Source organism: Polaromonas sp. P3_B4 (assembly GCF_056402835.1).
In genome coordinates this window covers 47,832-73,943 of the sequence record NZ_JBFUGQ010000005.1, presented here as the reverse complement: position 1 = coordinate 73,943, position 26,112 = coordinate 47,832, and the positions used below count along the sequence as shown (strand labels likewise).

At 62.5% G+C, this 26,112-nt stretch carries 22 protein-coding genes; 14 read left to right on the top strand and 8 right to left on the bottom strand.

From position 1 onward, the window contains the following. Positions 1 to 15: 15 nt before the first annotated feature. Positions 16 to 1,152, bottom strand: coding sequence for a recombinase RecA (recA, locus tag AC1DVV_RS22455; RefSeq protein ID WP_457282065.1), 1,137 nt, complete (start codon positions 1,150 to 1,152; stop codon positions 16 to 18). A 165-nt stretch (positions 1,153 to 1,317) separates the two neighbouring features. Between recA and AC1DVV_RS22450 the strand changes: the two genes are divergently transcribed. The 3 genes from AC1DVV_RS22450 to AC1DVV_RS22440 all read left to right on the top strand — a co-directional run bounded on the left by AC1DVV_RS22450 (position 1,318) and on the right by AC1DVV_RS22440 (position 4,272). Continuing rightward, on the top strand, positions 1,318 to 1,824 hold the full coding sequence (locus tag AC1DVV_RS22450) for a MarR family winged helix-turn-helix transcriptional regulator (RefSeq protein ID WP_477702342.1): 507 nt from the start codon (positions 1,318 to 1,320) through the stop codon (positions 1,822 to 1,824). A gap of 127 nt (positions 1,825 to 1,951) precedes the next feature. Then, the gene (locus tag AC1DVV_RS22445; protein ID WP_007870259.1) at positions 1,952 to 2,626 is read left to right on the top strand and encodes a response regulator; all 675 of its coding nucleotides are present in this window, start codon (positions 1,952 to 1,954) and stop codon (positions 2,624 to 2,626) included. Between the two features lie 188 nt (positions 2,627 to 2,814). Continuing rightward, positions 2,815 to 4,272 carry a sensor histidine kinase gene (locus AC1DVV_RS22440; protein ID WP_457282063.1) on the top strand — a complete coding sequence of 486 codons (1,458 nt, stop codon included), beginning with the start codon at positions 2,815 to 2,817 and terminating at the stop codon, positions 4,270 to 4,272. Between the two features lie 102 nt (positions 4,273 to 4,374). Here AC1DVV_RS22440 and AC1DVV_RS22435 read toward each other — a convergent pair whose 3' ends face one another. The 6 genes from AC1DVV_RS22435 to AC1DVV_RS22410 all read right to left on the bottom strand — a co-directional run bounded on the left by AC1DVV_RS22435 (position 4,375) and on the right by AC1DVV_RS22410 (position 12,076). Further along, positions 4,375 to 6,789, bottom strand: coding sequence for a GcvT family protein (locus AC1DVV_RS22435; protein ID WP_477702341.1), 2,415 nt, complete (start codon positions 6,787 to 6,789; stop codon positions 4,375 to 4,377). A 117-nt stretch (positions 6,790 to 6,906) separates the two neighbouring features. Then, positions 6,907 to 7,764, bottom strand: a complete 858-nt coding sequence (locus AC1DVV_RS22430; RefSeq protein ID WP_477665449.1) for an EamA family transporter — start codon at positions 7,762 to 7,764, stop codon at positions 6,907 to 6,909. Next, positions 7,754 to 8,323 (bottom strand): phosphonate degradation HD-domain oxygenase, encoded by a 570-nt coding sequence (locus AC1DVV_RS22425; RefSeq protein WP_457282060.1) that lies wholly within the window; start codon positions 8,321 to 8,323, stop codon positions 7,754 to 7,756. The genes AC1DVV_RS22430 and AC1DVV_RS22425 overlap by 11 nt, the downstream gene beginning before the upstream one ends. A gap of 201 nt (positions 8,324 to 8,524) precedes the next feature. Further along, the gene (phnY, locus tag AC1DVV_RS22420) at positions 8,525 to 9,946 is read right to left on the bottom strand and encodes a phosphonoacetaldehyde dehydrogenase (RefSeq protein WP_457282092.1); all 1,422 of its coding nucleotides are present in this window, start codon (positions 9,944 to 9,946) and stop codon (positions 8,525 to 8,527) included. A gap of 98 nt (positions 9,947 to 10,044) precedes the next feature. Further along, the gene (gene phnA, locus AC1DVV_RS22415; RefSeq protein WP_477667723.1) at positions 10,045 to 11,283 is read right to left on the bottom strand and encodes a phosphonoacetate hydrolase; all 1,239 of its coding nucleotides are present in this window, start codon (positions 11,281 to 11,283) and stop codon (positions 10,045 to 10,047) included. Then, positions 11,270 to 12,076, bottom strand: coding sequence for a phosphonate utilization associated transcriptional regulator (locus tag AC1DVV_RS22410; RefSeq protein WP_457282058.1), 807 nt, complete (start codon positions 12,074 to 12,076; stop codon positions 11,270 to 11,272). The genes phnA and AC1DVV_RS22410 overlap by 14 nt, the downstream gene beginning before the upstream one ends. Positions 12,077 to 12,265: 189 nt before the next feature. On the opposite strand from AC1DVV_RS22410, the gene AC1DVV_RS22405 reads away from it, so the two are divergent. The 5 genes from AC1DVV_RS22405 (at position 12,266) to AC1DVV_RS22385 (ending at position 17,913) form a co-directional block, all read left to right on the top strand. Continuing rightward, positions 12,266 to 13,324, top strand: a complete 1,059-nt coding sequence (locus AC1DVV_RS22405) for a putative 2-aminoethylphosphonate ABC transporter substrate-binding protein (RefSeq protein WP_477702340.1) — start codon at positions 12,266 to 12,268, stop codon at positions 13,322 to 13,324. A gap of 135 nt (positions 13,325 to 13,459) precedes the next feature. Continuing rightward, entirely contained in the window at positions 13,460 to 14,512 is a 1,053-nt protein-coding gene (locus AC1DVV_RS22400; protein ID WP_457282056.1) for a putative 2-aminoethylphosphonate ABC transporter ATP-binding protein, read from the top strand. Beyond that, positions 14,512 to 16,227: a putative 2-aminoethylphosphonate ABC transporter permease subunit gene (locus AC1DVV_RS22395; protein WP_457282055.1), complete on the top strand. Its 1,716-nt coding sequence runs from the start codon at positions 14,512 to 14,514 to the stop codon at positions 16,225 to 16,227. Before AC1DVV_RS22400 ends, AC1DVV_RS22395 begins: the two co-directional genes overlap by 1 nt. Before the next feature lie 7 nt (positions 16,228 to 16,234). Continuing rightward, positions 16,235 to 16,747, top strand: coding sequence for a DinB family protein (locus AC1DVV_RS22390; protein ID WP_457282054.1), 513 nt, complete (start codon positions 16,235 to 16,237; stop codon positions 16,745 to 16,747). 32 nt (positions 16,748 to 16,779) lie between these two features. Next, complete coding sequence (locus AC1DVV_RS22385; RefSeq protein ID WP_477702339.1) at positions 16,780 to 17,913, top strand: 2-aminoethylphosphonate--pyruvate transaminase; 1,134 nt, start codon at positions 16,780 to 16,782, stop codon at positions 17,911 to 17,913. A gap of 113 nt (positions 17,914 to 18,026) precedes the next feature. On the opposite strand, the gene AC1DVV_RS22380 is transcribed toward AC1DVV_RS22385, so the two are convergent. After that, positions 18,027 to 18,983 (bottom strand): helix-turn-helix domain-containing protein, encoded by a 957-nt coding sequence (locus tag AC1DVV_RS22380; protein WP_457282052.1) that lies wholly within the window; start codon positions 18,981 to 18,983, stop codon positions 18,027 to 18,029. A gap of 189 nt (positions 18,984 to 19,172) precedes the next feature. On the opposite strand from AC1DVV_RS22380, the gene AC1DVV_RS22375 reads away from it, so the two are divergent. From AC1DVV_RS22375 to AC1DVV_RS22350, 6 genes are all read left to right on the top strand, one after another. Then, positions 19,173 to 20,663 carry an amino acid permease gene (locus tag AC1DVV_RS22375; RefSeq protein ID WP_457282051.1) on the top strand — a complete coding sequence of 497 codons (1,491 nt, stop codon included), beginning with the start codon at positions 19,173 to 19,175 and terminating at the stop codon, positions 20,661 to 20,663. Positions 20,664 to 20,672: 9 nt separating this feature from the next. Continuing rightward, the gene (locus AC1DVV_RS22370) at positions 20,673 to 22,070 is read left to right on the top strand and encodes a glutamine synthetase family protein (RefSeq protein WP_477667717.1); all 1,398 of its coding nucleotides are present in this window, start codon (positions 20,673 to 20,675) and stop codon (positions 22,068 to 22,070) included. Further along, on the top strand, positions 22,057 to 22,578 hold the full coding sequence (locus AC1DVV_RS22365; RefSeq protein WP_477689789.1) for an N-acetyltransferase family protein: 522 nt from the start codon (positions 22,057 to 22,059) through the stop codon (positions 22,576 to 22,578). The genes AC1DVV_RS22370 and AC1DVV_RS22365 overlap by 14 nt, the downstream gene beginning before the upstream one ends. Then, entirely contained in the window at positions 22,575 to 23,708 is a 1,134-nt protein-coding gene (locus AC1DVV_RS22360; RefSeq protein ID WP_477689788.1) for an iron-containing alcohol dehydrogenase, read from the top strand. The genes AC1DVV_RS22365 and AC1DVV_RS22360 overlap by 4 nt, the downstream gene beginning before the upstream one ends. Before the next feature lie 232 nt (positions 23,709 to 23,940). Next, positions 23,941 to 24,759: a gamma-glutamyl-gamma-aminobutyrate hydrolase family protein gene (locus AC1DVV_RS22355; protein ID WP_457282047.1), complete on the top strand. Its 819-nt coding sequence runs from the start codon at positions 23,941 to 23,943 to the stop codon at positions 24,757 to 24,759. Further along, positions 24,737 to 26,110 (top strand): aldehyde dehydrogenase family protein, encoded by a 1,374-nt coding sequence (locus tag AC1DVV_RS22350; RefSeq protein ID WP_477667714.1) that lies wholly within the window; start codon positions 24,737 to 24,739, stop codon positions 26,108 to 26,110. The genes AC1DVV_RS22355 and AC1DVV_RS22350 overlap by 23 nt, the downstream gene beginning before the upstream one ends. The last annotated feature ends 2 nt before the right edge of the window (positions 26,111 to 26,112 follow it).

Below are 26,112 nucleotides of genomic sequence, written 5' to 3'. Positions count from 1 at the left end.
ATTCAAAAGACAGGCTCAGGCGGCTACTTTGGCGGGTTTTTCGGCTTTCTCGGCCTTGGGCGCCTTTTCAGCCGGTGCTGGCTCGGTGCCGGCCGCGGCTTGCACCAGCGGAATACCCAGCGATTCGCGCACCTTGTTTTCGATCTCGATGGCGAGTTCGGGGTTTTCTTTCAGGAACTCACGCGAGTTGTCGCGCCCCTGGCCGATTTTTTCGCCGTTGAAGGCGTACCACGCACCGGCTTTTTCAACGATGTGGCCGGCGACGCCCAGATCCAGCACCTCGCCCAGGCGGCTGATGCCCTCGCCGTAGAGGATGTCGAACTCTGCCGTCTTGAACGGCGAGGCCACCTTGTTCTTGACCACCTTGACCCGGGTTTCGTTGCCGATCACCTCTTCGCCCTTCTTGATGGAGCCGATGCGGCGGATGTCCAGGCGCACCGAGGCGTAGAACTTCAGTGCATTGCCACCGGTGGTGGTTTCGGGCGAGCCGAACATCACGCCGATCTTCATGCGGATCTGGTTGATGAAGATGACCATGCAATTGGCCTTCTTGATGGTGGCGGTGAGCTTGCGCAGCGCCTGGCTCATCAGGCGGGCCTGCAGGCCGGGCAGCGAGTCGCCCATTTCGCCTTCAAGCTCGGCCTTGGGCGTGAGTGCCGCCACCGAGTCCACCACGATCAAATCGACCGCGCCGGAGCGGGTCAGCGAATCAACGATTTCAAGCGCCTGCTCGCCGGTGTCGGGCTGGCTGATCAGGAGGTCTTGCAGGTTCACGCCCAGCTTTTGCGCGTACTGGATGTCCAGCGCGTGCTCGGCATCCACAAAGGCGCAGGTGCCGCCCAGTTTTTGCATTTCGGCGATGACCTGCAGGGTCAGCGTGGTTTTGCCCGACGATTCAGGGCCGTAGATTTCAACCACACGGCCGCGCGGCAGGCCGCCGACGCCCAAGGCGATGTCCAGGCCCAGGGAGCCGGTGGAAACGACCTGGATGTCCTCGATCACCTCGCCGTCGCCCAGCTTCATGATGGTGCCTTTGCCGAACTGCTTTTCGATCTGGGCCAGCGCGGCCTGCAGGGCCTTGGCCTTCTCGGTGTTCAGGGCGGCGCTTTGCACAGGGTTTTGAGCGGGGTTCAGTTTGCTGGTCAGTTCCATGAAAAACTCCTTGAAAATCAATGATGTAAAACTTTTTGCTCTAATTTCCAGTCTCTGCTTTTAATCACAGCGCTGGATGCATGATCAGTACTTTATGGGCGTCATTGAAATAAGTAAACCCTATTTTTAGTCAGTTTGCCTGATCAATTGAGATACCATGATTTCATGCCCGAAGCAGTCAATCCACCTCACATTTCCAGCCCCTTTGGCGCCACCGAAGCCGGCTGGCGGCAGACCCACCTGGGCCGGCTGATGGGCCACGCGCTGCGCCGCTTTGACGAGCGCGTGCTGTCACTGATGGCCAGCAGCATTGAGGTACCGCTGGCGCTGTCCAACCTCGCGGCGCGCGACCAGGTCGGCGCTGCGCATATCCACATCACACGCCACCTGGCCGTGGGCGGCTCGCGCCTGACGGACCTCGCGCAAAGCGCCGGCATGAGCAAGCAGGCCATGGGCGACCTCGTCGACCAATGCGAAGCCTGGGGTTTGGTGACGCGCCAGCCCGACCCGCACGACAAACGCGCCCGCCAGGTGGTGTTCACCGAATCAGGCCTGCTCTGGCTGGAAGCTTTCCACAGCGCAGTGCGCCAAGCCGAAGATGAGTTTCGCCAGGCAGTGGGGCATGATGTGGCCACAGTGGTGGCGCTGGGACTGGAAGCATATGCAGGCTGAATGTGGCACCCACGGTCGCTCACCGCGCGTAACTCCCTGCACCTGGGACAGACGCAAGCGCCTAAAATTCAGGCAAACACACTAACTTGCGGCGCAGCAGGCGCTGCCGCCCCACCCGGAGACAACCATGCGTATCCTGATTGCCGAAGATGACCAGGTCCTGGCAGACGGCCTGCTGCGCACTTTGCGCGCCTCCGGTGCGGCAGCCGACCACGTGGCCAGCGGCACCGAAGCCGATGCCGCGCTGCTCACCAACACAGAATTCGATCTGCTGATCCTGGATCTGGGCTTGCCGCGCATGCACGGGCTGGAAGTGCTCAAGCGCCTGCGTGCACGCGGCTCGGCCATGCCGGTGCTGATCCTGACCGCCGCCGACAGCGTGGAAGAACGCGTCAAGGGCCTGGACTACGGCGCCGACGACTACATGGCCAAACCGTTTTCGCTGCAGGAGCTGGAAGCCCGCGTGCGTGCGCTGATCCGCCGAGGCATGGGCGGCGCCAGCAGCACCATCAAGCACGGCCCGCTGGTGTACGACCAGGCCGGACGCGTGGCCACCATTGATGGCCAGATGCTGGAGCTGTCGGCGCGCGAACTCGGCTTGCTCGAAGTGCTGCTGCAACGCGCCGGCCGCCTCGTCAGCAAGGACCAGCTGGTGGAACGCCTCTGCGAATGGGGCGAAGAGGTCAGCAACAACGCGATCGAGGTGTACATCCACCGGCTGCGCAAGAAAATTGAAAAAGGCCCGGTGCGGATTGCAACAGTTCGAGGCCTGGGTTACTGCCTCGAAAAAATACCAGGTTGAACAATGCCCCCACGGTCGCTCACTCCGTGTAGCTTCCTGCCCCCCGAGGGGGCCGCCCGCCTGCGGCCTGGCAAAGCCAGTTCCGCGGCTCATGCTGGCTTGAAGATAACGCCACCGCGCTCTAGGCTGTGGCATTAAGGCTCTTCCAGCGTGAGCGCCGAAGCCTTTTCGGCGAAATCCTCGACTGGATGCTCACGCCACTGTTGTTGCTCTGGCCGATCAGCCTGGCGCTGACCTGGCTGGTGGCGCAGAACATTGCCGGCAAGCCGTTTGACCGTGCGCTTGAATACAACGTGCAGGCACTGGCCAAGCTGGTGGCGGTCAAAAACAACCAGGTCCAGTTCAACCTGACGGCGCCTGCGCGCGAGATCCTGCGTGCCGATGACACCGACCTGGTCTATTACCAGGTCGTGGGCACGCAAGGCGAACTGCTCAGCGGCGAGCACGACCTGCCCCTGCCGCCCGATGAAGACAAGCCTACCAACGGCGAGGTGCGGCTGCGCGAAGACCTGATCCAGGGCGAAGATGTCCGCGTGGCCTATACCTGGCTCAAGGTCGAGGTCAAAGCCCCGGCGCCGACAGGCAAGGCGGCTGCACCGCGCAGCGACAAGGGCGCTGGCGCACCCGAAGCCGTGTCCGCCCAGATGGTGCTGGTGCAAGTGGCCGAGACACTGGAAAAGCGCAAGACCCTGGCCACTGAAATCGTCAAGGGCACCATGGTGCCGCAGTTCGTAACGCTACCGCTGGCCGTACTGCTGGTGTGGCTGGCACTGGTGCGCGGCATCAAGCCGCTGGCCCAGCTTGAAAAGCGCATCCGCGCACGCAAGTCCGACGACATGAGCCCGCTCGATGAAACCGCGGTGCCGGAAGAGGTAGCACCGCTGGTGTCCTCCATCAACGATTTGCTGAGCCGGCTCAAGGTGTCGCTGACCACGCAGAAACGCTTTCTCGCCGATGCCGCGCATCAGTTGAAGACACCGCTGGCGGGCCTGCGCATGCAGGCCGACCTGGCGCAGCGCGAAACCGATGCCGATGAACTCAAAAAATCGCTCAAGCACATCGGCCGTGCCAGCATACGCGCCACCCACACCGTCAACCAGCTGCTGGCGCTGGCGCGCGCCGAGACCACGGGCCGCAGCCTCGCCAAGCTGCACATCGACCTGGTGCATATCGTGTCGGAAGTGATGGCCGACTCGGTGCCTCGCGCCCTTGAAAAACAGATCGACCTCGGCTACGACGGGCCCGCCGCCGGCGAGCAGGCGACTCAGCTGGAAGGCAACCCGACCCTGCTCAAGGAGCTGGTGCGCAACCTGCTGGACAACGCCATCAACTACACGCCCGAAAAAGGACAGGTCACGCTGCGGCTCATGACCGACCGCTTCAGCGGCGTGCTGGTGCTGCTGGTAGAAGACTCCGGGCCGGGCATCCTTGAGTCCGAGCGCGAGCTGGTGTTCCAGCCGTTTTACCGCACGCTGGGCACCAACGTCGACGGCTCCGGCCTGGGCCTGGCCATCGTCCTGGAAATCGCCAAGCAACACGGCGCCACCATCACGATTGAAGATGCGGCCCTGCCGGGCCACCCGCAAACGCCGGGCACGCGCGTCACCGTGCGTTTTGTCGGCATGGATTTACCTGACGGTCAGTAGCGGCCGCACCTGCACCCATGCCCTTGGGGCCCGGAAGTTTTTAAGAAAATCGCTTGAAGGCCATGCAGTACTTGCGCGAGCAGCTCCTGAAATGATAGCGAATCAGGATTTGGCAAGCGGCCACTTGTCGTAAAGCTTCACGCCGATGCGCTCGCCCCACAGCTCGATTTGCGCGGGCGTGCCGGCGTGCGGCTGATTGGCGCTGCCGCCGCGCACATAACCCAGGGCCACGCAGGCGCCGGCCAGCGGGCTCCAGCCGACCGATGAGATTTCGCCCACCGTTTGCCCGCCCATCACAATCGCTTCCCCGCCCCAGGCAAAGGCGTCCGGCGTGTCAAACACCAGCGTGACCAGCTTTTTGCGCAGGGCCAGTCCCTGTGAATTGAGCAACGCGGCCTTGCCGATGAAGTCAGCGGGCTTGTCGAGCCTCACACTGAAGGCCAGCCCGGCCTCCCACGGCGTTTCGTCCGGGCCAAGCTCTGCGCCCCAGGCGCGCCGGCCCTGTTCGATGCGAAGCGCATCCAGCGCGTAGTAGCCCGCATCGCGAATGCCCAGTGCCTTACCGGCCTCCATCAGTGCCAGGTACACATGGCGCGCCATTTCGATCGGCGTGTAGAGCTCAAAGCCCGGCCCGCCCACATAACTCATGCGGGCGGCGCGCACGCGGGCAAAGCCGACATCGATGTCCTTCGTCCATGAGAACTTCAGCGCCTCGGGCGACAGGTCGTCCGGGCTAACGAGCGCCAGCAGCTCACGCGCCTTCGGCCCCATCACCGACAGCACCGAGTACATCGCAGACACATCGGTGAGCACCGCATGCTCCGCCTCGCCGATATGCCGAGCGATCCAGTCGAAGTCCCTTACCGTTTGCGCGGAGCCGGTGATGATGAGGAATTGGTTCACGGCTTGCCTCATCACGGTCAAGTCACTTTCAAAACCGCCGCGCTCATTGAGCATGGCGGTGTAGACCATCTTGCCGACATGCACGCCCATCTCGTTGGCGCACAGGCGCTGCAACACGGCCAGTGCATCGCGGCCCTGCAACAGGTATTTGGAGAACGAGGTCTGGTCGTAAAGGGCAACGGTTTCGCGCGTGGCCTTTTGCTCTTCAATCATCCAGGGTAGCCAGACCGGTTTATCGAGGGAGTATTCCGGGCGCGCCTGCCCCTCCGGCCTGAAATAGCTTGCACGCTCCCAGCCATTCTTGCTGCCGAACTCCGCGCCTCTGGCGGCCAGGATGTCGTACAGCGGTGAGGTACGCAACGGCCGCGCCGTTTCCAGTTCCTGCCTCGGCCAGCGCATCGCATAGTGCAGGCCCAGTGTCTCACCGGTGCGCTCGGCCAGGGCCCTGCGGTTGCCGGTGAAGCTGCCGAAACGGCGTATGTCCACGTCCCACAAATCGGTGCTGGGCTCGCCACCCACAATCCATTCGGCCATGAGCCGGCCCGCGCCGCCGCTGTTGGCAATGCCGGCGGAGTTGAAACCCGCGCAGACAAAGTAGTTGCGCAGTTCAGGCGCCTCACCCAGGATGAAGTTGCCGTCGGGCGTAAAACTCTCCGGCCCGTTGAGCAGCATCTTGATTTCGGCCGTCTCCAGGCACGGCGTGCGGTGCAGCGCGGCGGTCATCAGCGGTTCGAACTGGTCCCAGTCTTCGTCCAGCAATTCGAACTGGAAGGTAGCCGGAATCGGGTCCATCTTCCAGGGTTTGGCCTGGGGTTCAAAGCCGCCCATCACCAGGCCGCCGACTTCTTCCTTGTAGTAGATGTAGCCGTCCGGGTCGCGCATGACCGGCAGCATGGGGTGCACACCCGGAATCTTGCCGGTGACGATGTAGAAATGCTCGGCCGAATACAGCGGCACATTCACGCCCGCGAGCTTGCCGAACTGCCGCGCCCATTGGCCGGCGCAATTGACGACGACTTCGCAGCGCACGTCACCCTGCGCGGTCTTCACGCCCACAGCCCTGCCGTTTTCAATGATGACACCGGTCACCTCGATGCCTTCAACCATCTTCACGCCGCGGTTGCGCGCGCCCTTGGCCAGCGACATGCAAAGGTCCGCCGGATTGGCCTTGCCGTCGCCCGGCAGCCAGATCGCGCCCTGCAGGTCGTCGGTGCGCATGATGGGATATTTGTCGCCGGCTTCCTGCGGCGAGATCTCATGGCATTCCACGCCAAAGCTGTTGGCCATGGCGACCTGCTTTTTGAGCACCTTCATGCGCTCCGGCGTGCGCGCCACGTTGACGCTGCCGCATTGTTTCCACCCGGTGGCCAGGCCCGTTTCAGCCTCAAGCGAGGCATACAACTCGATGCCGTACTTGCTCATCTGCGTCATGTTGCGGTTGGGCCGCATCTGGCCGACCAGGCCGGCCGCATGCCAGGTGGTTCCGCTGGTGAGCTTGCCCTGCTCGAGCAGCAGTACGTCTGTCTTGCCCATTTTGGCCAGGTGATAGGCCACGGAGCACCCGGCGATGCCGCCACCCACAATGACGATCTGCGCTTGAGTCGGGATATTCATGCGTGCAGTCCTCTACGGTATGAAATCAGCGGCTGCCGCGGAACCGGCTTTGCCGGGCCGCAGGCCGCGCCCCCTTGAGGGGGAGGCGCCGAAGGCGCTTCGGGGGGGAACTCATATCTAGGCCAACCGTATCGCCATCACGCCGCCCACAATCGCGCAGGTGCCCACAAAACGGCGCACGGTAAATGTTTCTTTCAACATCCAGGTGCCCAGCAAAACGGCGAACAGCACCGAGGTTTCGCGCAGCGCCGCCACCGTAGCCACCGGCGCGCGTGTCATGGCCCACAGCGCGATTCCGTAGGAGCCCAGCGACGCCAGCGCGCCGCCGGTAGCCACAGGCCAGCGATGGCGGGCGTAGTCGGCCATGGCACGCCCGCGCCGCGCCATCATCAAGAGGCCGAAGGGCCAGCCGTCGAGCAGGAACAGCGTGGCGACGTATTGCAGGGCATTGCCGGAGGCGCGAACGCCCAGTCCATCCACCACCGTATATATGGCAATGATGAGCGCGTTGGCCAGCGCAAAGCCAACCGCCTTGGGGGCATGCAGGGCATGGCGGCTCAAGCCCAGCACCAGCACGCCGCCGGAGATGCCCAGGATGCCGGCCCACGCCAGCGGGCTCAAAGTTTCGCCCAACGTGAAGGTTGCCGACAGCGCCACCAGCAGCGGCGCCACACCGCGCATCAGTGGATAGGTCAACCCCAGGTCGCCGTGCTTGTAGGCCTGTGTGGTCGCGATGAAATAGCCGATGTGGATCAGCACCGAAGCGCCGATAAACGGCCAGGCCTCGATACGCGGCAGGCCCACCACCAGCACCAGCGGCAACGCCAGCACAGAGCCGATCAGGTGAATGACCGCCATGTCCAGCGCCTTGTCGGCACTGGACTTCACCAGGGCATTCCAGCCTGCGTGCAGCAGCGCGCCAAACAGCACAGCGCCCAGCACCGGCCACGTCAGTGCCAGAATTTCAGGCGGCAAGCGAGGGCTCTGCGGCGGGAAGGGTGCAGCGCCTGGCCCGTGCCAGGTAGTGCGCCAGTGGCGGCGTGGCCTTGTGCGCATCTTTCGCAAGATCGTCCCAGAGGCGCAGCTTCACCGCATCCCCGGCACCGGGCTGCGCGATGAAGCGCGCCGCTTCTTCAGCGGAAAAAATGCCGCCTTGCAACTGCAAGCTGCGTTTGGAATCCGCTGAAAGGCTGGAATGGTAACCACGCCGCGCCGCGCACAGATAGCGCTTGGCGTCCACATGCAGCTTGATGGCGTCCAACACCTCGTCGGGGAAAAGACCCCGCAAAAAAGGCAGTGCTCGGTACTGATGCACATCATCCACACCACGCAGCGACGGTGTTTCGCCCAGGTCGTGCAGAAGATGCCCAAGGTCATGCAACAGCGCCGCGGTCACCAGGGCATCGCTCGCGCCTTCGGCTTCGCCGAGTGCCGCAGTCTGCAGCGCGTGCTGCAGCTGCGTTACGGGCTCGCCGCTGTATTGTTCGCCGCCGCGCTCTTTGAAAAGGTGTTCGATGTCGTCAAAGTTCAGCACGTGAATTCCTAGAAAAGTGAACTCGAAAAGAAGAACGCTTTCGCCAGTGGCCGCCGCGGAACCGGCTTTGCCGGGCCGCTGGTGGCCGCCCCTGGGGCTGAGAGCCGCGGCTCCAAGCCTGCCTTCGCAGGCTTGGACGGCCTCGAAGAGCTTCGGCCTCTGGCCGTTGCACGGGGCGCCGAAGGCGCTTCGGGGAGAACTTTAGCCATTCCAGGGGAGCGAATAAGTTTTCAGGTTGGTAAAGCTTTTAATCGCTTCCTGCACACCCTCTTTATAGCCCAGGCCCGAATCCTTGATACCACCGAAAGGCGTGAGCTCCAGGCGATAGCCCGGCACCTCCCGCACATTGACGGTACCGACATGCAGCTCGCTGACAAACCGGTTGATATAGTCCAGGCGGTTGGTGCAGACGGCGCTTGAAAGGCCGTAGGCCGTGCCGTTCGAAATCTGGATAGCTTCGTCGATGTTTTTGAAACGTATGACCGGAGAGACGGGCCCGAAGGTTTCCTCGCGCGCCACCGTCATCTGCGGTAACACATGGTCCAGCAGCGTAGGCGAATAAAGCGCGCCGCGCCTATGGTTGCCCGCCAGCAATTTCGCGCCCTGCGCCACCGCCTCATTCACACGCGACTCAAACAGCATGGCTGCCGGCTCATCAATCACCGTGCCCATGTCATTGGCCTTGTCGGCCGGGTCGCCGTATTTCCAGGCCAGGGTCTTGGCCAGCACCTGCTCCACAAATTCGCCCGCCACCGCCTCATGCACCATGAGCCGCTTGATGGCCGTGCAACGCTGGCCCGAATTCTTATAGGAACCCTGCACGGCCAGCGTGGAGGCCTCGTTGAGATCGGCATCCTCCATCACGATGATGGGGTCGTTGCCGCCCAGCTCCAGCACCACGCGCCGGTAGCCGGCCTTGCCGGCAATGTACTTTCCGATGGCCACGCCACCCGTAAATGTCACCAGGTCCACCAATGGGTTGGTGATCAATTCGTCCGCAATCTCGCGCGGGTCGCCCGTTATCACGCTGAGCATTTCGGGCGGCAAACCCGCCTCATAAAGGATGTCGGCGAACAGGAGGGCAGAGAAAGGCACTTTCTCGGACGGCTTGAGCACCATGCGGTTATTGGTTGCAATGCTGGGCACCACCTTGTGCGCCACCTGGTTCATCGGGTGGTTGAAAGGCGTGATGGCGGTGATCACGCCCAGGAGCGGGGAGCGGTGCGTGTAGACGCGACGCTTCTTGCCGTGCGGCGTGAGGTCGCAGCTGAAGATCTGGCCGTCGTCCTTGAGCACTTCGGTTGCGCCGAAGAGCAGCACGTCACTGACACGGCCTGCTTCGTAGATGGAATCCTTCAGGCACAGCCCTGCCTCCGCCGTGATGAGATTCGCGACCTCCATCAACCGCGACTGGACGATGGCCGCCGCGCGGTTGAGGATGGCTGCGCGTTCATAACGGCTCAGCTGGGGCTTGCAGGCGTGCGCCTTGGCGAAAGTCTCACGGACTTCCTCAAGCGTAGCCTTGGGCACGCTGCCCAGCAGCTTCGCCGTGTACGGATCGAACACCTCGATCGCGCGGTCACCGGTCCGGCCGGCACCAACCTTGCGGCCGGCCAGTCGCATGGCGTTGAGCTGGTGGTCGCGGATGTACTGGTCAATCACTCTGCGGCTTTCAGGACAGGTTATGTGCGGACATGTTTCTGGCGTTTGTTGCCGGATATCTATTGGGCGTAATTGAGCGCCAGGTCGAAGGCATCGAAGTTACGAAAACGCCGGTTACGGTTCAGGCCCGGCAAGTCCCGGTTCACGATCAGCGGGACACGCTGCTCGCTCATGCCGCCGTGCGAGCGCAGCGGAACTTCGAGCGCAGAGAGATCGTGGCGCGAGGCTGAGGTGCCGATCACGGTGAAGCGTTCAGACACCGCCACAATGTCGCCGATCCTGTCGGCAGGGAGTTCAAAGCGCTCGGCGGCCTGCTCACGTGAAAGCACCAGCTCCATGCCCTTGAGCGCCGCCAGCCGTTTGCGGGCGGCCTCGATGTTCGTGCCCTCGGGCAGGTAGATCGTGGCGAAGGATCCCAGCGCGCCGTGATGCACCACATAGGGGTCGGTGATCGGAAGAATCACACGCGCAACGCCCGCGCCCAGCCAGCTGTCAAACCAGTCCTGCAGGTAGATCACGTCGGGCGTGCCGTCCATGGCGACCTTGGCGTTCATGCCATGGTCGGCCGTGAGCACGATCACGCAGCCCAGATCGTCGAGCTGCTGCATATAGCCGTCCATCATGCGGTAGAAGGAATTGGCGCCGTCGGTGCCGGGCGCGTGCTTGTGCTGCACGTAGTCGGTGGTCGACAAGTACATCACATCGGGTTTGTATTTCTGCATGATCTTCACGCCGGCCGCAAACACGAACTCCGACAAGTCTGCGCTGTAGACACTGGGTAGCGGCTGACCCACCAGGCCCAGCACATCTTCAATGCCGTTTTCTTCCAGCGTGACCTGGTCGGCCTTCTCGGACGAAAAGCAGATTCCTCTCATCTTGTGGCCCAGCAACTTGCGCAACTTGTCTTTGGCTGTGACCACCGCCAGGGACTTGCCCGCGTCCGCAAGGGCCGCCAGCAGGGTGGGCGCGCGCAGCCACTTGGGGTCATTCATCATGACCTCGGTGTCGGTGGCGGTATCGAACAGGTAGTTGCCGCAGATGCCGTGCACGCTGGGCGGTGCGCCCGTCACGATGGACAGGTTGTTGGGGTTGGTAAAGCTGGGCACCACGCAATCACCCGTCAGGCCAGAACCCAGCGCCAGGGTGCGCTTGAGCCACGGCATGTGGCCGGCGGCCACGGCTTGCGCCAGGTAATCGGGCTCGCAGCCGTCAACGCACACCACCACGACGGGCTGGGTCGGCAGCCTGTATGCCCGGCCATTGACTTTCACTTCGGTCTTTTTATCAGCGACTGCCACGTTGGAGCCTTCCCTTGTCCATGTTTTTCTCTGGGCCTTTTGCGATGTCGTCATCGACCAGGTGCGACGCCCTGGCCTGTGCCGCACGGGCAGCCGGGCTGGCCTGCAGGCGCGCCTGACGCCGCAGGTCGTTTTCAATCGTGCGTTCCTTGCTTTCGATCACGTGGTCGTACATGGCCCGGCCTGCGACGTCCGCGTCACCGGAGGCGATGGCCTTGACGATCTGCCTGTGCTCATTGGCCGAAATCGGCATGAGCCAGCCGTCGGCCAGGTTCAGGCGCCGGAACAGCGACAGCTCCTTGATGAGCTTGCGATAGATGGCCGTGAGCTTGCTGTTGCCTGCCATTTCCACCAGCCGGTCGTGGAATTTCAGGTTAAGCAGGTGGTAGTTGTAGGCGTCTTCTGCCTTGACGGCCTTTTCCATCGAGTCGACGAGGCCCCGGATTTCCTTGAGTTGGGCCGGCGTGATGTTCCTGGCGAGCTGGCGGCCGACGAGTTCGTCCATCGCGGCGCGCAGGTCGAAAATCTCGACGGCTTCCTCGATGGGAATGTCACGCACGAAGACGCCGCGATTTTTTTCGTTGCGCACCAGGCCAGCTTCCTCCAGCATTCGGAAGGCTTCACGCACCGGCCCGCGGGAGACGCCCATCTTTTCAGCCAGCGCTGCCTCAATGAGTTTGCTGCCCGGTTCGTATTCGCCAACAAGAATGGCGCGCTCGATTTCCTGCTGCACCACCGTGGTGAGGGAACTGGTCTGCAACAGCGCGATAGTGGGATGAAACACGGCATTCATGCCCTGCATTGAAGCACAAAACACAGGATTGTCAACAATCTGCAAAAAACAATTGACAAGATAAAAGGGGCAGCGTTAAATAAATATTGAGCTGGGTTGATATGACCTGAACACAGGTTGGTCATCGCAGTGTCACTGCCCCGACACGAACAGGTCACAACATTGCAGGTTTTCCACAAAGGACTTTTTATGCAGCTGGCTACCCATCTCAAATCCCTGTCAAAGGCGATCGCTCTTATCGGCTTTTTTGGCCTGCTCACCGCCTCCACCGGCGCATTCGCCCAGAAGACCCAGTTGCTGGTCTACACCGCGCTGGAAACAGACCAGATCAAGGCCTATCAAGAGGGCTTCAACAAGGTCTACCCCGATATCGAAATCAAGTGGGTCCGCGACTCGACCGGTGTGATCACCGCCAAGCTGCTCGCCGAAAAATCCAATCCCCAGGCCGACACCATCATGGGTGTGGCTGCCTCCAGCCTGGCCCTGCTCGACAAGCAGGGCATGCTCGAACCCTACGCACCGATCAACCTTGACGGCATCATGAGCCAGTACCGTGACAAGAAGAAAGTTCCCGCCTGGTTCGGCATGGACGTGTGGGGTGCCACCGTGTGCTTCAACACCGTCGAAGCCAAGAAGAAAAACATCCCTACACCCGAGACCTGGCAGGACCTGACCAAACCCATCTACAAGGGTCAGATCGTCATGCCCAACCCCGCCTCCAGCGGCACCGGCTACTTCGACGTGACCGCCTGGCTCACGCTCTTTGGCGACAAGGACGGCAAGGGCGGCGGCTGGAAGTACATGGACGCGCTGCACGAAAACATCGCGCAGTACACCCATTCGGGTTCCAAGCCCTGCAACATGGCCGCCTCCGGAGAATTTCTGGCGGGCATTTCGTTTGAATACCGCGGCAACACCAACAAGGCCAAGGGTGCGCCGATCGATCTGGTGTTCCCCAAGGAGGGGCTGGGCTGGGACCTGGAAGCCTTTGCCATTCACAAAGGCACCAAGAAACTGGACGCCGCCAAGAAACTGGCTGACTGGGCTTCGAGCAAGGACGCCATGATGCTGTACGGCAAGAACTTCGCGATCACCGCGCAGCCCGGACTGGCGCCGCCGCTGGCCAATGTGCCAAAAGACTATGAGGCCCGCCTCGTCAAGATGGATTTCAGCTGGGCAGCAGACAACCGCGAGCGCATTTTGAATGAGTGGACGAAGCGCTATAACTCCAAAACAGAGAAGAAGTAGCCCCCTGTCGGCGGCCTTTGGCCGCCGTCTCCCCCTCAGGGGGACGGCCGCTGTGGCCCGGCGGAGCCGGTTCCACGCCGCCGCTTGCCCTTTGCGCTGGCGCGACCGTTCAGGTAATACACGTATGACCCACGAATGAACAACGACACCTTTCTGAACCTGCGCCATATCCGCAAGGAATTCGGCGCCTTCACCGCGCTGCAAGACATCAACCTGGACATCCGCAAGGGCGAGTTCGTTTGCTTTCTGGGGCCTTCGGGTTGCGGCAAGACGACGTTGTTGCGCATCATTGCCGGGCTGGAAGTGCAGACCTCGGGTGAAGTGCATCAGGGCGGGCGCGACATCTCGCGGCTGCCGCCGGCGCTGCGCGACTACGGCATCGTTTTCCAGAGTTATGCGCTGTTTCCCAACCTCAGTGTGGCCGACAACGTGGCGTATGGGCTGGTCAACCGCAAGACACCCAAGGCTGAAGCGGCCCAACGCGTGAGCGAGCTGGTCAAGCTGGTGGGCCTGCCGGGCAGCGAGGCGAAATATCCCAGCCAGCTCTCAGGCGGTCAGCAGCAGCGCATTGCGCTGGCACGCGCGCTGGCCACCTCGCCAGGCTTGCTGCTGCTGGACGAACCCCTGTCGGCGCTCGATGCGCTGGAGCGCGTGCGCCTGCGCCAGGAAATCCGCGCGTTGCAGCAAAAACTGGGCGTGACCACCATCATGGTGACGCACGACCAGGAAGAAGCTTTAAGCGTCGCCGATCGCATTGTGGTGATGAACCACGGCCTGATCGAACAGGTGGGAACACCGATGGAAATTTACCGCGAGCCGGCTTCGCCGTTCGTGGCGGATTTTGTCGGCAAGGTCAATGTCATGCCGGCGAATGTCAGCGGCAGCCAGATGAGGTTCGGCACCATGTGCCTGCCTTGCGACGGAGCCGACCGCGAGGTCAAGGTTTACCTGCGCCCTGAAGATGTGCTGGCCCGGCCCATTGCAGCGGATGACGCCCATGTGTTCGACGCCACCATCGAAAAGATCGAATTCCTCGGCTCCTTCTGCCACGTTCACGTGGCCTCTCCTGCACTGGGCACCCACAAGCTCACGGTTTACCTCTCGCTCAATTTCCTGTCGGAGCAATCCTTGCAGGTCGGCTCGACCCTTCCCCTCAAATTGCTGCCAGAGCGCATCAAGGTGTTCTGATGCCCGTCTATACACCTCCTGCTTTGCCCCTGGTGCGGCAGCGTGTGCACTGGATTGACCACCTGGCCTATGCTGCCCTTGCGCTGGCAGCTATTATTTTGATAGCGTTTCTGGCAGCCCCGTTGCTGGCCATCCTGCAGCAGGCCGTGCAGGACAAGGCCGGGGATTTCATCTGGCTTGACAATTTCATCGAGTACGCCAAAACGCCGGCACTGCTCGAAAGCCTGTGGAACAGCCTCTGGATTTCAGGCGCCGTCACCCTGATTGCGGTACCCCTGGCGTTTGGTTTTGCCTATGCGCTGACCCGTTCGTGCATGCAATACAAGGCGCTGTTTCGCGGCATCACGCTGGTTCCCCTGCTGGCCCCCTCCCTCCTGTCGGCCATTTCGCTGATTTACTGGTTTGGCAACCAGGGGGTGCTCAAAGGCTGGATGCAGGGTATCGGCATCGACCAGATTTATGGTGCGCCCGGCATTGTGGTGGCCGAATGTTTTGCGGTGTTTCCGCATGCGCTGATGATTCTGGTCACCGCGCTCAGCCTGTCCGACGCTCGGCTGTACGAGGCGGCTAATGCCATGGGCACCAGCGCCAGGCGCAAGTTCTTCACCATCACGCTGCCCGGTGCCAAGTACGGCCTTATTTCCGCGGCGCTCGTCACCTTCACGCTGGTCATGACGGACTTCGGCATTCCCAAGGTGATAGGCGGCAACTTCAATGTGCTGGCCACCGACGTCTTCAAGCTGGTGATCGGCCAGCAGGATTTCGCCAAGGGCGCAGTGGTCGCTATCTTGCTGCTGGCGCCCGCCGTCCTGACATTCGCGGTAGACAGCTACGTCAGCAAGCGCCAGACCGCGATGCTGACGGCGCGTGCCGTGCCCTACCGGCCCACGCCTTCGCGCGGCTACGACCGGGTCATGACGCTGTATTGCTGCGCCATCGCCTTCCTGGTGCTGGCCATGCTGGGCATGGCGGTGTTCGCATCCTTCGCCAGCTTCTGGCCCTACAACCTCACGCCCAGCCTGCGCCACTACACCATGGGCCTGATCGACGCGGAAGTCGGCGTCGGTTTTCTCAACAGCCTGAAGATGGCGGCGGGCACGGCCTTCTTCGGCACCGCTCTGGTGTTTTGCAGCGCCTACCTGCTCGAAAAAACCAAAGGCATGGACGGCCTGCGCGGCTTTGTGCGCATGCTGGCCATGTTGCCCATGGCCGTGCCCGGCCTGGTGCTGGGACTGGGCTACATCTTCTTTTTCAATGCGCCCGGCAATCCGCTGAACGGCCTGTACCACACGCTGACCCTGCTTACGCTGTGCACCATCGTGCACTTCTACACCACCGGCCACCTGACGGCCGTAACCGCACTCAAGAGCCTTGATGGCGAATTTGAAGCCGTGAGCGCCTCGCTCAAGGTACCCTTCTTCAAGACCTTCTGGCGCGTCACCCTGCCCATCTGCACGCCGGCGCTGGTCGACATCGCGCGCTACTTCTTCATCAACGCCATGACCACCATCTCTGCCGTGGTGTTTCTCTATTCGCCCGAAACCAAAGTTGCGTCGATCGCCATCCTGAACCTGGATGAAGCCGGCGAAATGGGCGCCGCCGCAGCCATGGCCGTCCTGATCGGTATGGCATCAACGATTGCAACCCTGCTTTTCATGGCGCTGGCCTGGTGGGTAAACCGCCGTACGCAGGCATGGCGAACCAGCTCGCGCTAGGAGCTTCATGACAGCCCAGCGCAACATCCGCATGCTCACACGTTACAACGCGTGGGCCAACGACCGCCTGTTCGGCGCATTAAAGCAACTTCCTGCAGCTGAACTCCTGGCACCGCGCGCGACAGGCTTTGGCAACATGCTTCGTACGCTGAACCACGCCTATGTGGTGGATCTCATCTGGCAGGCGCACCTGCAGGGGCGGCCGCATGGCTTCAGCTCCCGCAACACAGAGGCTACTCCCACACTGGAAGCGCTGTGGGCAGCTCAGGGGCAAATCGACACCTGGTACATCGAATACGCGGACACCCTGAGCGTCGAGGCACTCGACGAAATCGTGCATTTCACGTTCATCGATGGCGACGCGAGTGCCATGACACGGGGAGACATGCTGCTGCATGTCGTCAACCACAAAACCTACCACCGGGGCTACGTGGCCGACATGATTTACCAGGTTCCGGCGCGCCCCCCAGGCATGGATTTGCCCATATTCCTGCAGGGATACCCGGCCCGACTGAATTGAATCGCCCGCAACGAAGACCACAGGCATAACAAATGGACAGAGACAAAATCCTCCTCACCCCCGGGCCGCTGACCACCACCCTGCGCACCAAGCTCGCGATGCTGAAAGACTGGGGCTCCTGGGACAGCGATTTCAACGCCGTCACGGCGAGTGTGCGCAAAAGCCTGCTGGCCGTCATCCACGGGCAGGATTCGCATGTCGTCGTTCCGCTTCAGGGAAGCGGTACTTTCAGCGTGGAAGCGGCAGTGGCCACCGTGGTGCCGCGGGACGGTCACGTGCTGGTGATGGACAACGGCGCCTACTGCAAACGCGCGGCAAGGCTCACCACGCTGATGGGACGGCGCTGCACCATCATGCCCTTCGACGAAGCGGCACAGGTCTCTCCCGCCGCACTGGACGCCATGCTGGAAGCCGACACCAGCATCACCCACGTCATGCTGATCCACTGCGAGACAGGCGCGGGCGTGCTCAACCCGCTGAAGGAAGTGGCCGACGTCTGCAAAACCCATGGCAAGGGCCTGTTGGTGGACGCCATGAGCTCCTTCGCCGCGATAGAAATCGATGCGCGCAAGGTGCATTTCGACGCACTGGTGGCGGCCAGCGGAAAATGCCTTGAAGGTGTGCCCGGCATGGGTTTTGTCTTCATCCGCAAGGCCGTACTGGACGGCTGTACCGGCCGCAGCCAGTCGCTGGCCATGGACCTGCACGACCAGTACGCCTACATGGAAAAAACCACGCAGTGGCGCTTCACGCCGCCCACCCATGTGGTGGTGGCGCTGGCCGAGGCGATTGCGCAATTCGAGGAAGAAGGCGGCCAGCCCGCGCGCCTGGCGCGCTACGAAAGCAACTACCGCACGCTGATTGCGGGCATGGCGAAACTCGGTTTCAAGCCCTTCCTGGACCCGGCCATCCAGGCACCCATCATCGTGACCTTCCACGCGCCAGCCGACACCCGCTACGAGTTCAAGAAGTTCTATGCCGCTGCACGAGATCGCGGTTTTGTCCTATATCCCGGCAAGCTCACGCAGGTGGAAACTTTCCGGGTGGGCTGCATCGGTGCGATCGGCCCGAATGAGATCGAACAGGCCGTGCTGGCTGTGGCGGGCGCCTTGCAGGACATGGGCATCACATCCGCCGCACCGGCAACCCACGCGCACGGAGCGTAGGCCCTGAGAACGTCTCTTTACAAGCATGAGCCGTGGAACCGGCTTTGCCGGGCCACAGGCGGGCGGCCCCCTCGGGGGGCAGGGAGCTACACGAAGTGAGCGACCGTGGGGGCCTAGTGACTTCGGCGAAACGCCTCAGAAGGAAGTTCGCCAAACATTTGCTGGTAGTCGTGCGCGAAATGACCAAAATGCCAAAACCCCAGGTGCGTTGCAGCCGCCGTCACGGACGTAGCGGTCTTCAATGCCTGCCTGGCCGCGTTCAAGCGCACGGCGCGCAGATAAGCCAATGGGCTGATGCCCAGCGCTGTCTGGAAGCCGTTTTGCAAGGTCCGCCGGCTCACGCCGAGCTGCTCGCACAGCGCCAGCACCGTGGGCGGCTGATCGAGCTGCGCGTGCACCAGTTCGCGGGCACGTCGCGTCAGCGTCCAATGCCCATGAGTGCCGACAGCGTCCGCGCTACCCGCGGGCGCAAGAACGCGGCCGAGCTGCTCCACCACGCTGTCGAGCATCGCAGCCTGCACGGCGGGCGACTGCAGCAGCGCAGGGGCCGCCTCCACCGTATCCAGCACACCGGTGAGGCACTGCCTGAGCCCCGCCTGCGCCGCGCCATCCAGCCGGCGCAACCCTGCCTGCGCACCGAGCCGGGCCTGCAGCGCCGGGTCATGCTCGCCGCAGCGGCGCCAGGCCGCTTCGTCAAGCTCCAGCCCCAGCATCACATGACGCCGGGAAGAGCGGAACTCAAAACCCGACGCCCCCGAAAACACATGCAATGCACCTGCGTCGCTGGGCGCGCCGCAAAAAACGCTGGGGCCTTCGACCTGGAGCGGCAGCCCCAAGGCCAGGGCACCATCGCGTATCCGTCCGGTCTGGTACACCGACTCCCGCAGGCTTTCCACAAAGAGGCGAAGGCCCGCGAATTCCAGCTGGCGCACCTCGCCGCCAAAGGCGCCGCGAGACAGCTGGAGGTAGCTCTGGTTCCAGCCCGTAAGTGCCGCCGCCTGCTCGTCTGCGTCGGCGAACGACGCGTGGGACAGCAGGGCTGGCTGGAGAGTGTCAGGCGTGTGGACCATGGCCGCATTCTTGCAGGATTCGTGCCGTGTGCAAGCAACGCTTTGAAACACTTCGACTTACTCGCCATCTCTTTAAGCTCAATCTCGCTGCGTTACTTGCCGAAATGGGATTTCAGCGCACCTACGCTCGCCCTACGATGCAAGACAGCCCCACCGGGCCCTCAACCTTGCAACCTATAGGGAGCCACCATGTCAGAACGTTCCAGCGTGCAATACGCGAAAGTCGACGGCAGCTATTTTGAAAAGAGGGGGCTGCGCCGCTATGCCGGCGTCTGGTCGCTCTGGGCACTCGGCGTTGGCGCCGTGATCTCCGGCCACTTTGCCGGCTGGAACCTCGGGCTGGCCAACGGCTGGGGCAGCATGTTGCTGGCCACCATCATCATCTCCGTGATGTATCTTGGCCTGACCTTTTCGCTGGCCGAGATGTCACCCGCATTGCCCCACACTGGTGGCGCGTACTCTTTTGCACGCACCGCCATGGGGCCCTGGGGCGGCTTCCTGACGGGGCTGGCCGAAAACGTGGAATACGTGCTGACGCCGGCCGTCATCGTGTTCTTCATCGGCAGTTACATGGGCAGCATTTTCGGCACACCACCGGCCTGGCAGCCTTTGTGGTGGATAGGTTTTTACATCGTCTTCATCGGGCTGAACATCATCGGCGTCGAGCTGTCGTTCAAGATCACACTGGCCGTCACGCTGCTGGCGCTTGCCTGCCTGGTGGCGTTCTGGATCAGCGCCTTTCCCAAGATCGACTTCGCACGCTGGGCCATGAATGTCGGCGCCGGCGGCGCCGTGCTGCCCGAGGGCCGCGGCCCCTTCCTGCCGCTGGGCTTCGCCGGCGTGCTGGCGTCGCTGCCATTTGCGGTGTGGCTGTTCCTGGCAATCGAGCAGCTACCGCTGGCGGCTGAAGAGTCGGTGGACCCGCGCCGTGACATGCCACGCGGCATCATTGCCGGCATCTTCACGCTCATCCTCTCGGCCTTCATGATCCTCTGGCTCAACCCCTCGGTCGCAGGCATAGGCTCGCACGCGCTGAGCACCTCGGGTGAGCCGCTGCTCGACGGCTTCAAGGCAATTTACGGCAACGGCATCGCCAAGATACTGGCGCTGGTGGCCGTGCTGGGCCTGGTGGCGAGTTTTCACACCATCATCTTTGCCAAGGGCCGGCAGATCTATTCGCTAAGCCGCGCCGGGTACTTTCCTTCGGCACTGTCCGTCACGCACGGCAGCCGCAAGACTCCGCACATCGCCATGATCGTCGGCTCGGTGGTGGCGCTGGTGGTCATGTTTGTGCTGTGGTTTTCGCTGGGCGTTGACAAAGGCTCGGCCGTCATCGGCGGCACCTTGCTCAACATGGCGGTGTTCGGCGCCATGTTCTCCTATGTGATGCAGGCGCTGTCGTTCATTCGGCTGCGCAGCAAGCTGCCGAATATGGAGCGCCCCTACCGCAGCCCGCTGGGCGTTGCGGGTGCGGTGCTGACTTTGGTCATCGCGCTGGTCACGATTTACTTCCAGCTCAGCGACCCGATCTACCGCGTGGGCGTGCTGTGGGTGGCGCTGTGGTTTGCCATCGGCATCAGCTACTTCGCAGTAATGGGCCGGCACCGGCTCATCCTCTCGCCGGAAGAAGAATTTGCGATTGGCCTGGCCGAAAAAGGCCGGGCAAGCGCCCACCCCTAAAACCACAAGGTGCCCACGACCATGCCCAAAAAAGCCACCAAATCCTCCGCACCCCATCCAGCCCTGGAGATGCTGCGCAAGTCGGGCGCCAACAAGATGAAGGTTGCCGTCAGCGACATCGACGGCGTGCTGCGCGGCAAGTACCTGCACAAAGACAAATTCTTCGGTGCGGCCGAACCCTACCCCGCCGGGGGCTTTGGGTTTTGCGACGTGGTGCTGGGCTGGGACATGATGGACAACTGCTACGACAATACCTCGGTGACAGGGTGGCAGCACGGCTTTCCGGATGCGCTGGCACGGCTGGACCTGGCCACCACACGCCATGTTCCCTGGGACAACAACGTGCCCTTTGTGCTGGGTGAATTCGTGAATGCCGACGGCACGCCACACGCCGTCTGCCCACGCCAGACGCTCAAGCGCGTGCTCAAGCGCGCCGAAAAAATGGGCTTCATGCCCATGACGGGCATGGAGTTCGAATGGTTCAACTTCCTGGAAACGCCGCACAGCTGGGCCGCGAAAAACGGCGTGGGGGCCGAAAAACTCACGCCCGGCATGTTCGGCTATTCGCTGCTGCGCATGAACGAGAACCAGGATTTCTTCAACGCCATCATGGACGAGATGCTGGCCTTCGGCATCCCGATCGAAGGCCTGCACACCGAAACCGGGCCGGGCGTGTATGAAGTAGCCATTGGCTTCAGCGAGGCACTGGAGCAGGCCGACCGCGCCATCCTGTTCAAGACCGGCGCCAAAGAGATCGGCTCGCGTTTTGGCATCATGCCCAGCTTCATGGCCAAGCCCCACCAGCAGCTGCCGGGCTGCAGCGGCCACATCCACCAGAGTTTGTCGGACGGCAAGACCAATCTGTTCTTCGACGCAAAGCACCCGCGCAAGATGAGCAAGCTGTTCGAGAGCTACGTCGCCGGCCAGGTCGCCTGCATGATGGAGTTCGGCCCCATGATCTGGCCCACCATCAACAGCTACAAGCGCCTGGTCGACGGCTTCTGGGCGCCTGTGAAGCCGACCTGGGGCATGGACAACCGCACTGCAAGTTTCCGCGTGATCGCGGGCAGCGCCAAAGCCACCCGGCTGGAAACCCGTTGCCCTGGCGCCGACGTGAACCCTTACCTGGCGATGGCTGCCGTCATCGCTGCGGGACTGGACGGCGTCGAAAAAGGCCTCAAGCTGGGCGCGCCGATCACCGGCACCAACCAGGGAGCCGAACACATTGCCCGCGCACCGCGCACCCTGATCGAAACCACACGTATTTTCCAGAAATCGGACATCGCGCGCGACTGGCTGGGCGATACTTTCGTGGATCACTTCGCGGCAACGCGCGAGTGGGAATGGCGCCAATGGCTGGACGCCGTCACCGACTGGGAAATGAAACGCTATTTTGAAATCATCTGACCTCCTGATCCGCAGGCTGACCGTGCCCGACGCCGCCGCTTACCGCGAATTCCGCCTGCGCGGCCTGCGCGAGCACGCGGACGCGTTCACCTCCAGCTTTGAGGAAGAAAACCTGCGCGTGCTGGCCGACACCGAAAAGCGCCTTTCACCCGCCGGCGACACCGTCATGTGGGCCGCCTTTTTGGACGGCGCGATGGCCGGCGTGGCAGGGCTGAACCGGGAGACGCGGCTGAAGAACCGTCACAAGGCCACGCTGGTTGCGATGTACGTCGCGCCCGAATACCAGGGGCATGGCATAGGCCGGGCGCTGGTCGGCAAGGTGCTGGAGGAGGCACGCGCCGGCGGCGTGGAGCTCGTGGTGCTGACGGTCACCGCCGGCAACCGCGAGGCGACGGCACTCTACGAGAAATGCGGGTTTAAATCCTTCGGCATAGAGCCCGACGCGATTCGGGTCAACAATGTCTCTTACGGCAAACAACACATGTACTTCCAGGTCGCACCACTATGAGCATCACCGGTTTTTCCTTCCCCACCACCATCAAGTTCGGCGCAGGCGCGCGCAAGCTCGTCGCCGACACCCTGAAAGAAGCGGGCTGTAAACGCCCGCTCATCGTGACCGACAAAGCGCTGGGCGCCTTGCCCGTTCTGGCCGAATTCAGGACCCACATGGCCGGCCTGGACGTGGCGGTGTTCTCGGGCGTGTTTGGCAACCCGACCTGCAGCCAGGTCATGGACGGTGCCGCAGCCTACAAGGCGCACAAGGCCGACTGCGTGATTGGATTTGGCGGCGGCGCAGCACTTGACGTCGCCAAGGTGGTCGGTATCGCCGCCACCCATGAAGGCGACATCCTTGAATATGTCTGGGACCATCCGCAGGTACGGCCCATCGTCAATGAGTTGCCTTACTTCGTGGCCCTGCCCACCACCTCGGGCACCGGCTCCGAAGTCGGCCGTTCCAGTGTGGTCAGCGAAAACGACACGCACCTGAAGCGCGTGGTGTTCAGCCCAAAAATTCTGGCGAAAGTGGTGTTTGCCGATCCCGAACTCACGTTGGGCCTGCCGCCCGCCGTCACGGCCGCCACCGGCATGGACGCCCTCACCCATAACATCGAAAGTTACCTCTCGCCGGCCTATCACCCGCTGTGCGACGGCATTGCACTCGAAGGCACGCGCATCGCGGCGCATGCGCTGCTCAAGGCCGTGAAGGAACCTTCCAACCTGCAGGCTCGCAGCGACATGATGATGGCCTCCATGATGGGCGCCATCGCCTTCCAGAAAGACCTGGGCGCCGTGCATTCATGTGCCCACGCGCTGGGCGCTGTCTGCGACTTGCACCACGGCCTGGCCAATGCGCTGATGATCGACACGGTGCTGGCATGGAACTACGAATCGGCGCCCGCCAAATTTGACGAGCTGGCCCACGTATGTGGCGTGGCCGGCGGTGGCAAAGCTTTTGTAGCCTGGCTCAAGCAGCTCAAGGAGAGCGTCGGCATCACCGGCCCGCTGTCGGCCCACGGTGTCAAGCGTGAACACCTGCCGCGCCTGGTCGAGATCGCCACCGCCGACATCTGCCACCAGACGAATCCACGGCCCTGCAAGGCTGAGGACTTCCAGCGATTGTTCGAGGCCGCCTTATGAATGTGGCCCCCACGCTTTTCACTGCGTCTTCGACTTCGTGTAATGCGCGAGGCCTTGCAGGCCGCGGCTCGCGGGACGCTTCGCCTCTGTCGCCCGTCCAAGCCTGCGCAGGCAGGCTCGGAGCCGCGGACTCCAGCCCCTCGGGGGCCGCTGCGCCTGCGGCCCGGCAAAGCCGGTTCCGCGGCCCCGGCTTGGGCAGAACAGAACGATCACTTTTGAGAAGGGTACTCGCATGATCGCCGCTAGTCGTCTCAAGATTGGGTTGTCAGCGTGTTTCTCGCATGCCGACCCAACCCGCTCTTTCTTCACCGGCAAGACGCTGCAGTATGTCGAACAGTCGATTGCCCACTGGGTGATGTCTTCCGGCGCCATGGTCGTCATGGTGCCTTGCCCGACGGGCAGCACGCAGCGCGGCGACGTGACCTATGAACATTACGCGCAGTGGCTGGACGGCCTGGTGCTGCACGGCGGCGCCGATGTCTGGCCGGGCAGTTACGGCGAGGAGCCGCTGGAAGAAAAATGGTCGGGCGACCGTGTGCGTGACGAATACGACAAGGCACTGGTAGCCGCGTTTGAAAGAGCCGGCAAACCGGTGTTTGGCGTTTGCCGCGGCCTGCAATTGCTTAATGTTGCATTCGGCGGCACGCTCTACCAGGACATCAATACGCAGGTGCCTGACTCCTTCGTTCACCGCGACGCCGTCACTTACGACCAGAACTTTCACAGCGTGAACATCGTGCAGGGCTCCAGGCTTTCCGCCATGTACCCCGGCGTGGAGCGCGTGCGCGTCAACAGCATCCACCACCAGGGCATCAAGGACTTGTCGCCCGAGTTTGAAGCCGAGGCTTTCAGCGTGGACGACGGCATCGTGGAGGCGATACGCCGCAAAGACAAAACCAAGAGCTACATCGCCGCCACCCAGTGGCATCCCGAATTCCATAAACCCGGCTCCGACACGATTGACGACGCCGCCGTACTCGATGATTTCCTCACCGCCGTAGCGACGGCCAAAAGCAAAGCCAATAAACATGACCAAACTCGCCATTCATAACCCCGCCACAGGTGAGATGATCACCGAACTGCCTGCGGACGACGCGGCTTCCGTTGCTGCCAAGGCAAAGCAGGCGCGCACCGCGCAGGCTACGTGGGCCACCGTGCCTGTGGCCGAGCGCAAGGCCTGCATCACGCGCTTTCGTGCCGGCATCGTTGCAGAGCTCGACACCCTGGCGGCCGTCATGACGCGAGAAACCGGCAAGCCGATCAAGATGTCACGCAATGAACTCAACGGCCTGCTTGGCCGTATTGATTTTTTCCTGGCAGAGCTTGATGCCTCCACGGCCACGCAGACCGTGTTTTCCGATGGCGGCATGACCGAGCAGATCGAGCACACACCGCTGGGCGTGGTCGCCAATATTTCGGCCTGGAACTACCCCTGGTTTGTCGGCGGCAATGTGTTCATTCCCGCGCTCCTGACAGGCAATGCCGTGCTTTACAAGCCTTCCGAATATGCGGCCATGACGGGCCAGGCCATCGCGCGCCTGCTGCATGCGGCCGGTGTTCCGCAAGACGTGTTTGTGCTGCTGATCGGTGGCGGCGCAGTCGGTGCGGCGTTGATGGAGCAGCCGGTGGACGGCCTCTTTTTCACCGGCTCCTACGCCACCGGTGCAAAGATCGCAAAAGCCATCGGCCCGCGCATGGTCAAGCTGCAGCTGGAGCTGGGCGGCAAGGACCCTACTTACGTGACCGAAGACGCCAACGTGAAGAACGCCGCCGAATCACTGGCCGATGGCGCGATGTACAACACCGGCCAGAGCTGCTGCTCGGTTGAGCGCATCTACGTGCATGAAAAAATTTACGACGCGTTCGTTACCGCCTTTGTGGACACCGTGAAGACTTTCAAGACCGGCGACCCGATGAGCGAAGACACCTACATCGGCGCCATCACCCGCGCGCCGCAGCTGGAGGTTCTGGATGCCCAGGTCGCCGATGCCAAAGCCAAAGGGGCGACCCTGCTGGCAGGTGGCAAGCGCGGCGCTGGACCTGGCACCTGGTATGAACCCACGGTGTTCAGCAACGTCAACCACAGCATGGAGCTGATGCGCGAGGAAAGCTTTGGGCCGGTTATCGGCATCCAGAAGGTATCGGGCGACGCAGAGGCCGTCAAACTCATGAACGACACACGCTACGGCCTGACCGCCGGCGTCTTCACGCCCGACGAAAAGCGCGCCAGGACGCTGCTGTCCCAGGTCAACGCCGGCAGTGTTTACTGGAACTGCTGCGACCGCGTCAGCCCGCGCCTCCCCTGGAGCGGCTACGGTGATTCCGGTGTCGGCCTGACCTTGTCCACCTACGGCATCCAGACATTCACCCGGCCAAAGGCTTGGCATCTCCGTCAATCCTGAGC

Excerpts from the sequence above, each read along its gene's own strand:
- AC1DVV_RS22410 (WP_457282058.1), bottom strand. The coding sequence starts at position 12,076 with ATGAATGCCGTGTTTCATCCCACTATCGCGCTGTTGCAGACCAGTTCC.
- AC1DVV_RS22435 (WP_477702341.1), bottom strand. The coding sequence starts at position 6,789 with ATGAATATCCCGACTCAAGCGCAGATCGTCATTGTGGGTGGCGGCATC.
- recA (WP_457282065.1), bottom strand. The coding sequence starts at position 1,152 with ATGGAACTGACCAGCAAACTGAACCCCGCTCAAAACCCTGTGCAAAGC.
- AC1DVV_RS22405 (WP_477702340.1), top strand. The coding sequence starts at position 12,266 with ATGCAGCTGGCTACCCATCTCAAATCCCTGTCAAAGGCGATCGCTCTT.
- phnY (WP_457282092.1), bottom strand. The coding sequence starts at position 9,946 with ATGCGACTGGCCGGCCGCAAGGTTGGTGCCGGCCGGACCGGTGACCGC.
- AC1DVV_RS22385 (WP_477702339.1), top strand. The coding sequence starts at position 16,780 with ATGGACAGAGACAAAATCCTCCTCACCCCCGGGCCGCTGACCACCACC.
- AC1DVV_RS22380 (WP_457282052.1), bottom strand. The coding sequence starts at position 18,983 with ATGGTCCACACGCCTGACACTCTCCAGCCAGCCCTGCTGTCCCACGCG.
- AC1DVV_RS22400 (WP_457282056.1), top strand. The coding sequence starts at position 13,460 with ATGAACAACGACACCTTTCTGAACCTGCGCCATATCCGCAAGGAATTC.
- AC1DVV_RS22360 (WP_477689788.1), top strand. The coding sequence starts at position 22,575 with ATGAGCATCACCGGTTTTTCCTTCCCCACCACCATCAAGTTCGGCGCA.
- AC1DVV_RS22350 (WP_477667714.1), top strand. The coding sequence starts at position 24,737 with ATGACCAAACTCGCCATTCATAACCCCGCCACAGGTGAGATGATCACC.
- AC1DVV_RS22375 (WP_457282051.1), top strand. The coding sequence starts at position 19,173 with ATGTCAGAACGTTCCAGCGTGCAATACGCGAAAGTCGACGGCAGCTAT.
- AC1DVV_RS22355 (WP_457282047.1), top strand. The coding sequence starts at position 23,941 with ATGATCGCCGCTAGTCGTCTCAAGATTGGGTTGTCAGCGTGTTTCTCG.
- AC1DVV_RS22395 (WP_457282055.1), top strand. The coding sequence starts at position 14,512 with ATGCCCGTCTATACACCTCCTGCTTTGCCCCTGGTGCGGCAGCGTGTG.
- AC1DVV_RS22445 (WP_007870259.1), top strand. The coding sequence starts at position 1,952 with ATGCGTATCCTGATTGCCGAAGATGACCAGGTCCTGGCAGACGGCCTG.
- AC1DVV_RS22440 (WP_457282063.1), top strand. The coding sequence starts at position 2,815 with ATGCTCACGCCACTGTTGTTGCTCTGGCCGATCAGCCTGGCGCTGACC.
- AC1DVV_RS22390 (WP_457282054.1), top strand. The coding sequence starts at position 16,235 with ATGACAGCCCAGCGCAACATCCGCATGCTCACACGTTACAACGCGTGG.
- AC1DVV_RS22450 (WP_477702342.1), top strand. The coding sequence starts at position 1,318 with ATGCCCGAAGCAGTCAATCCACCTCACATTTCCAGCCCCTTTGGCGCC.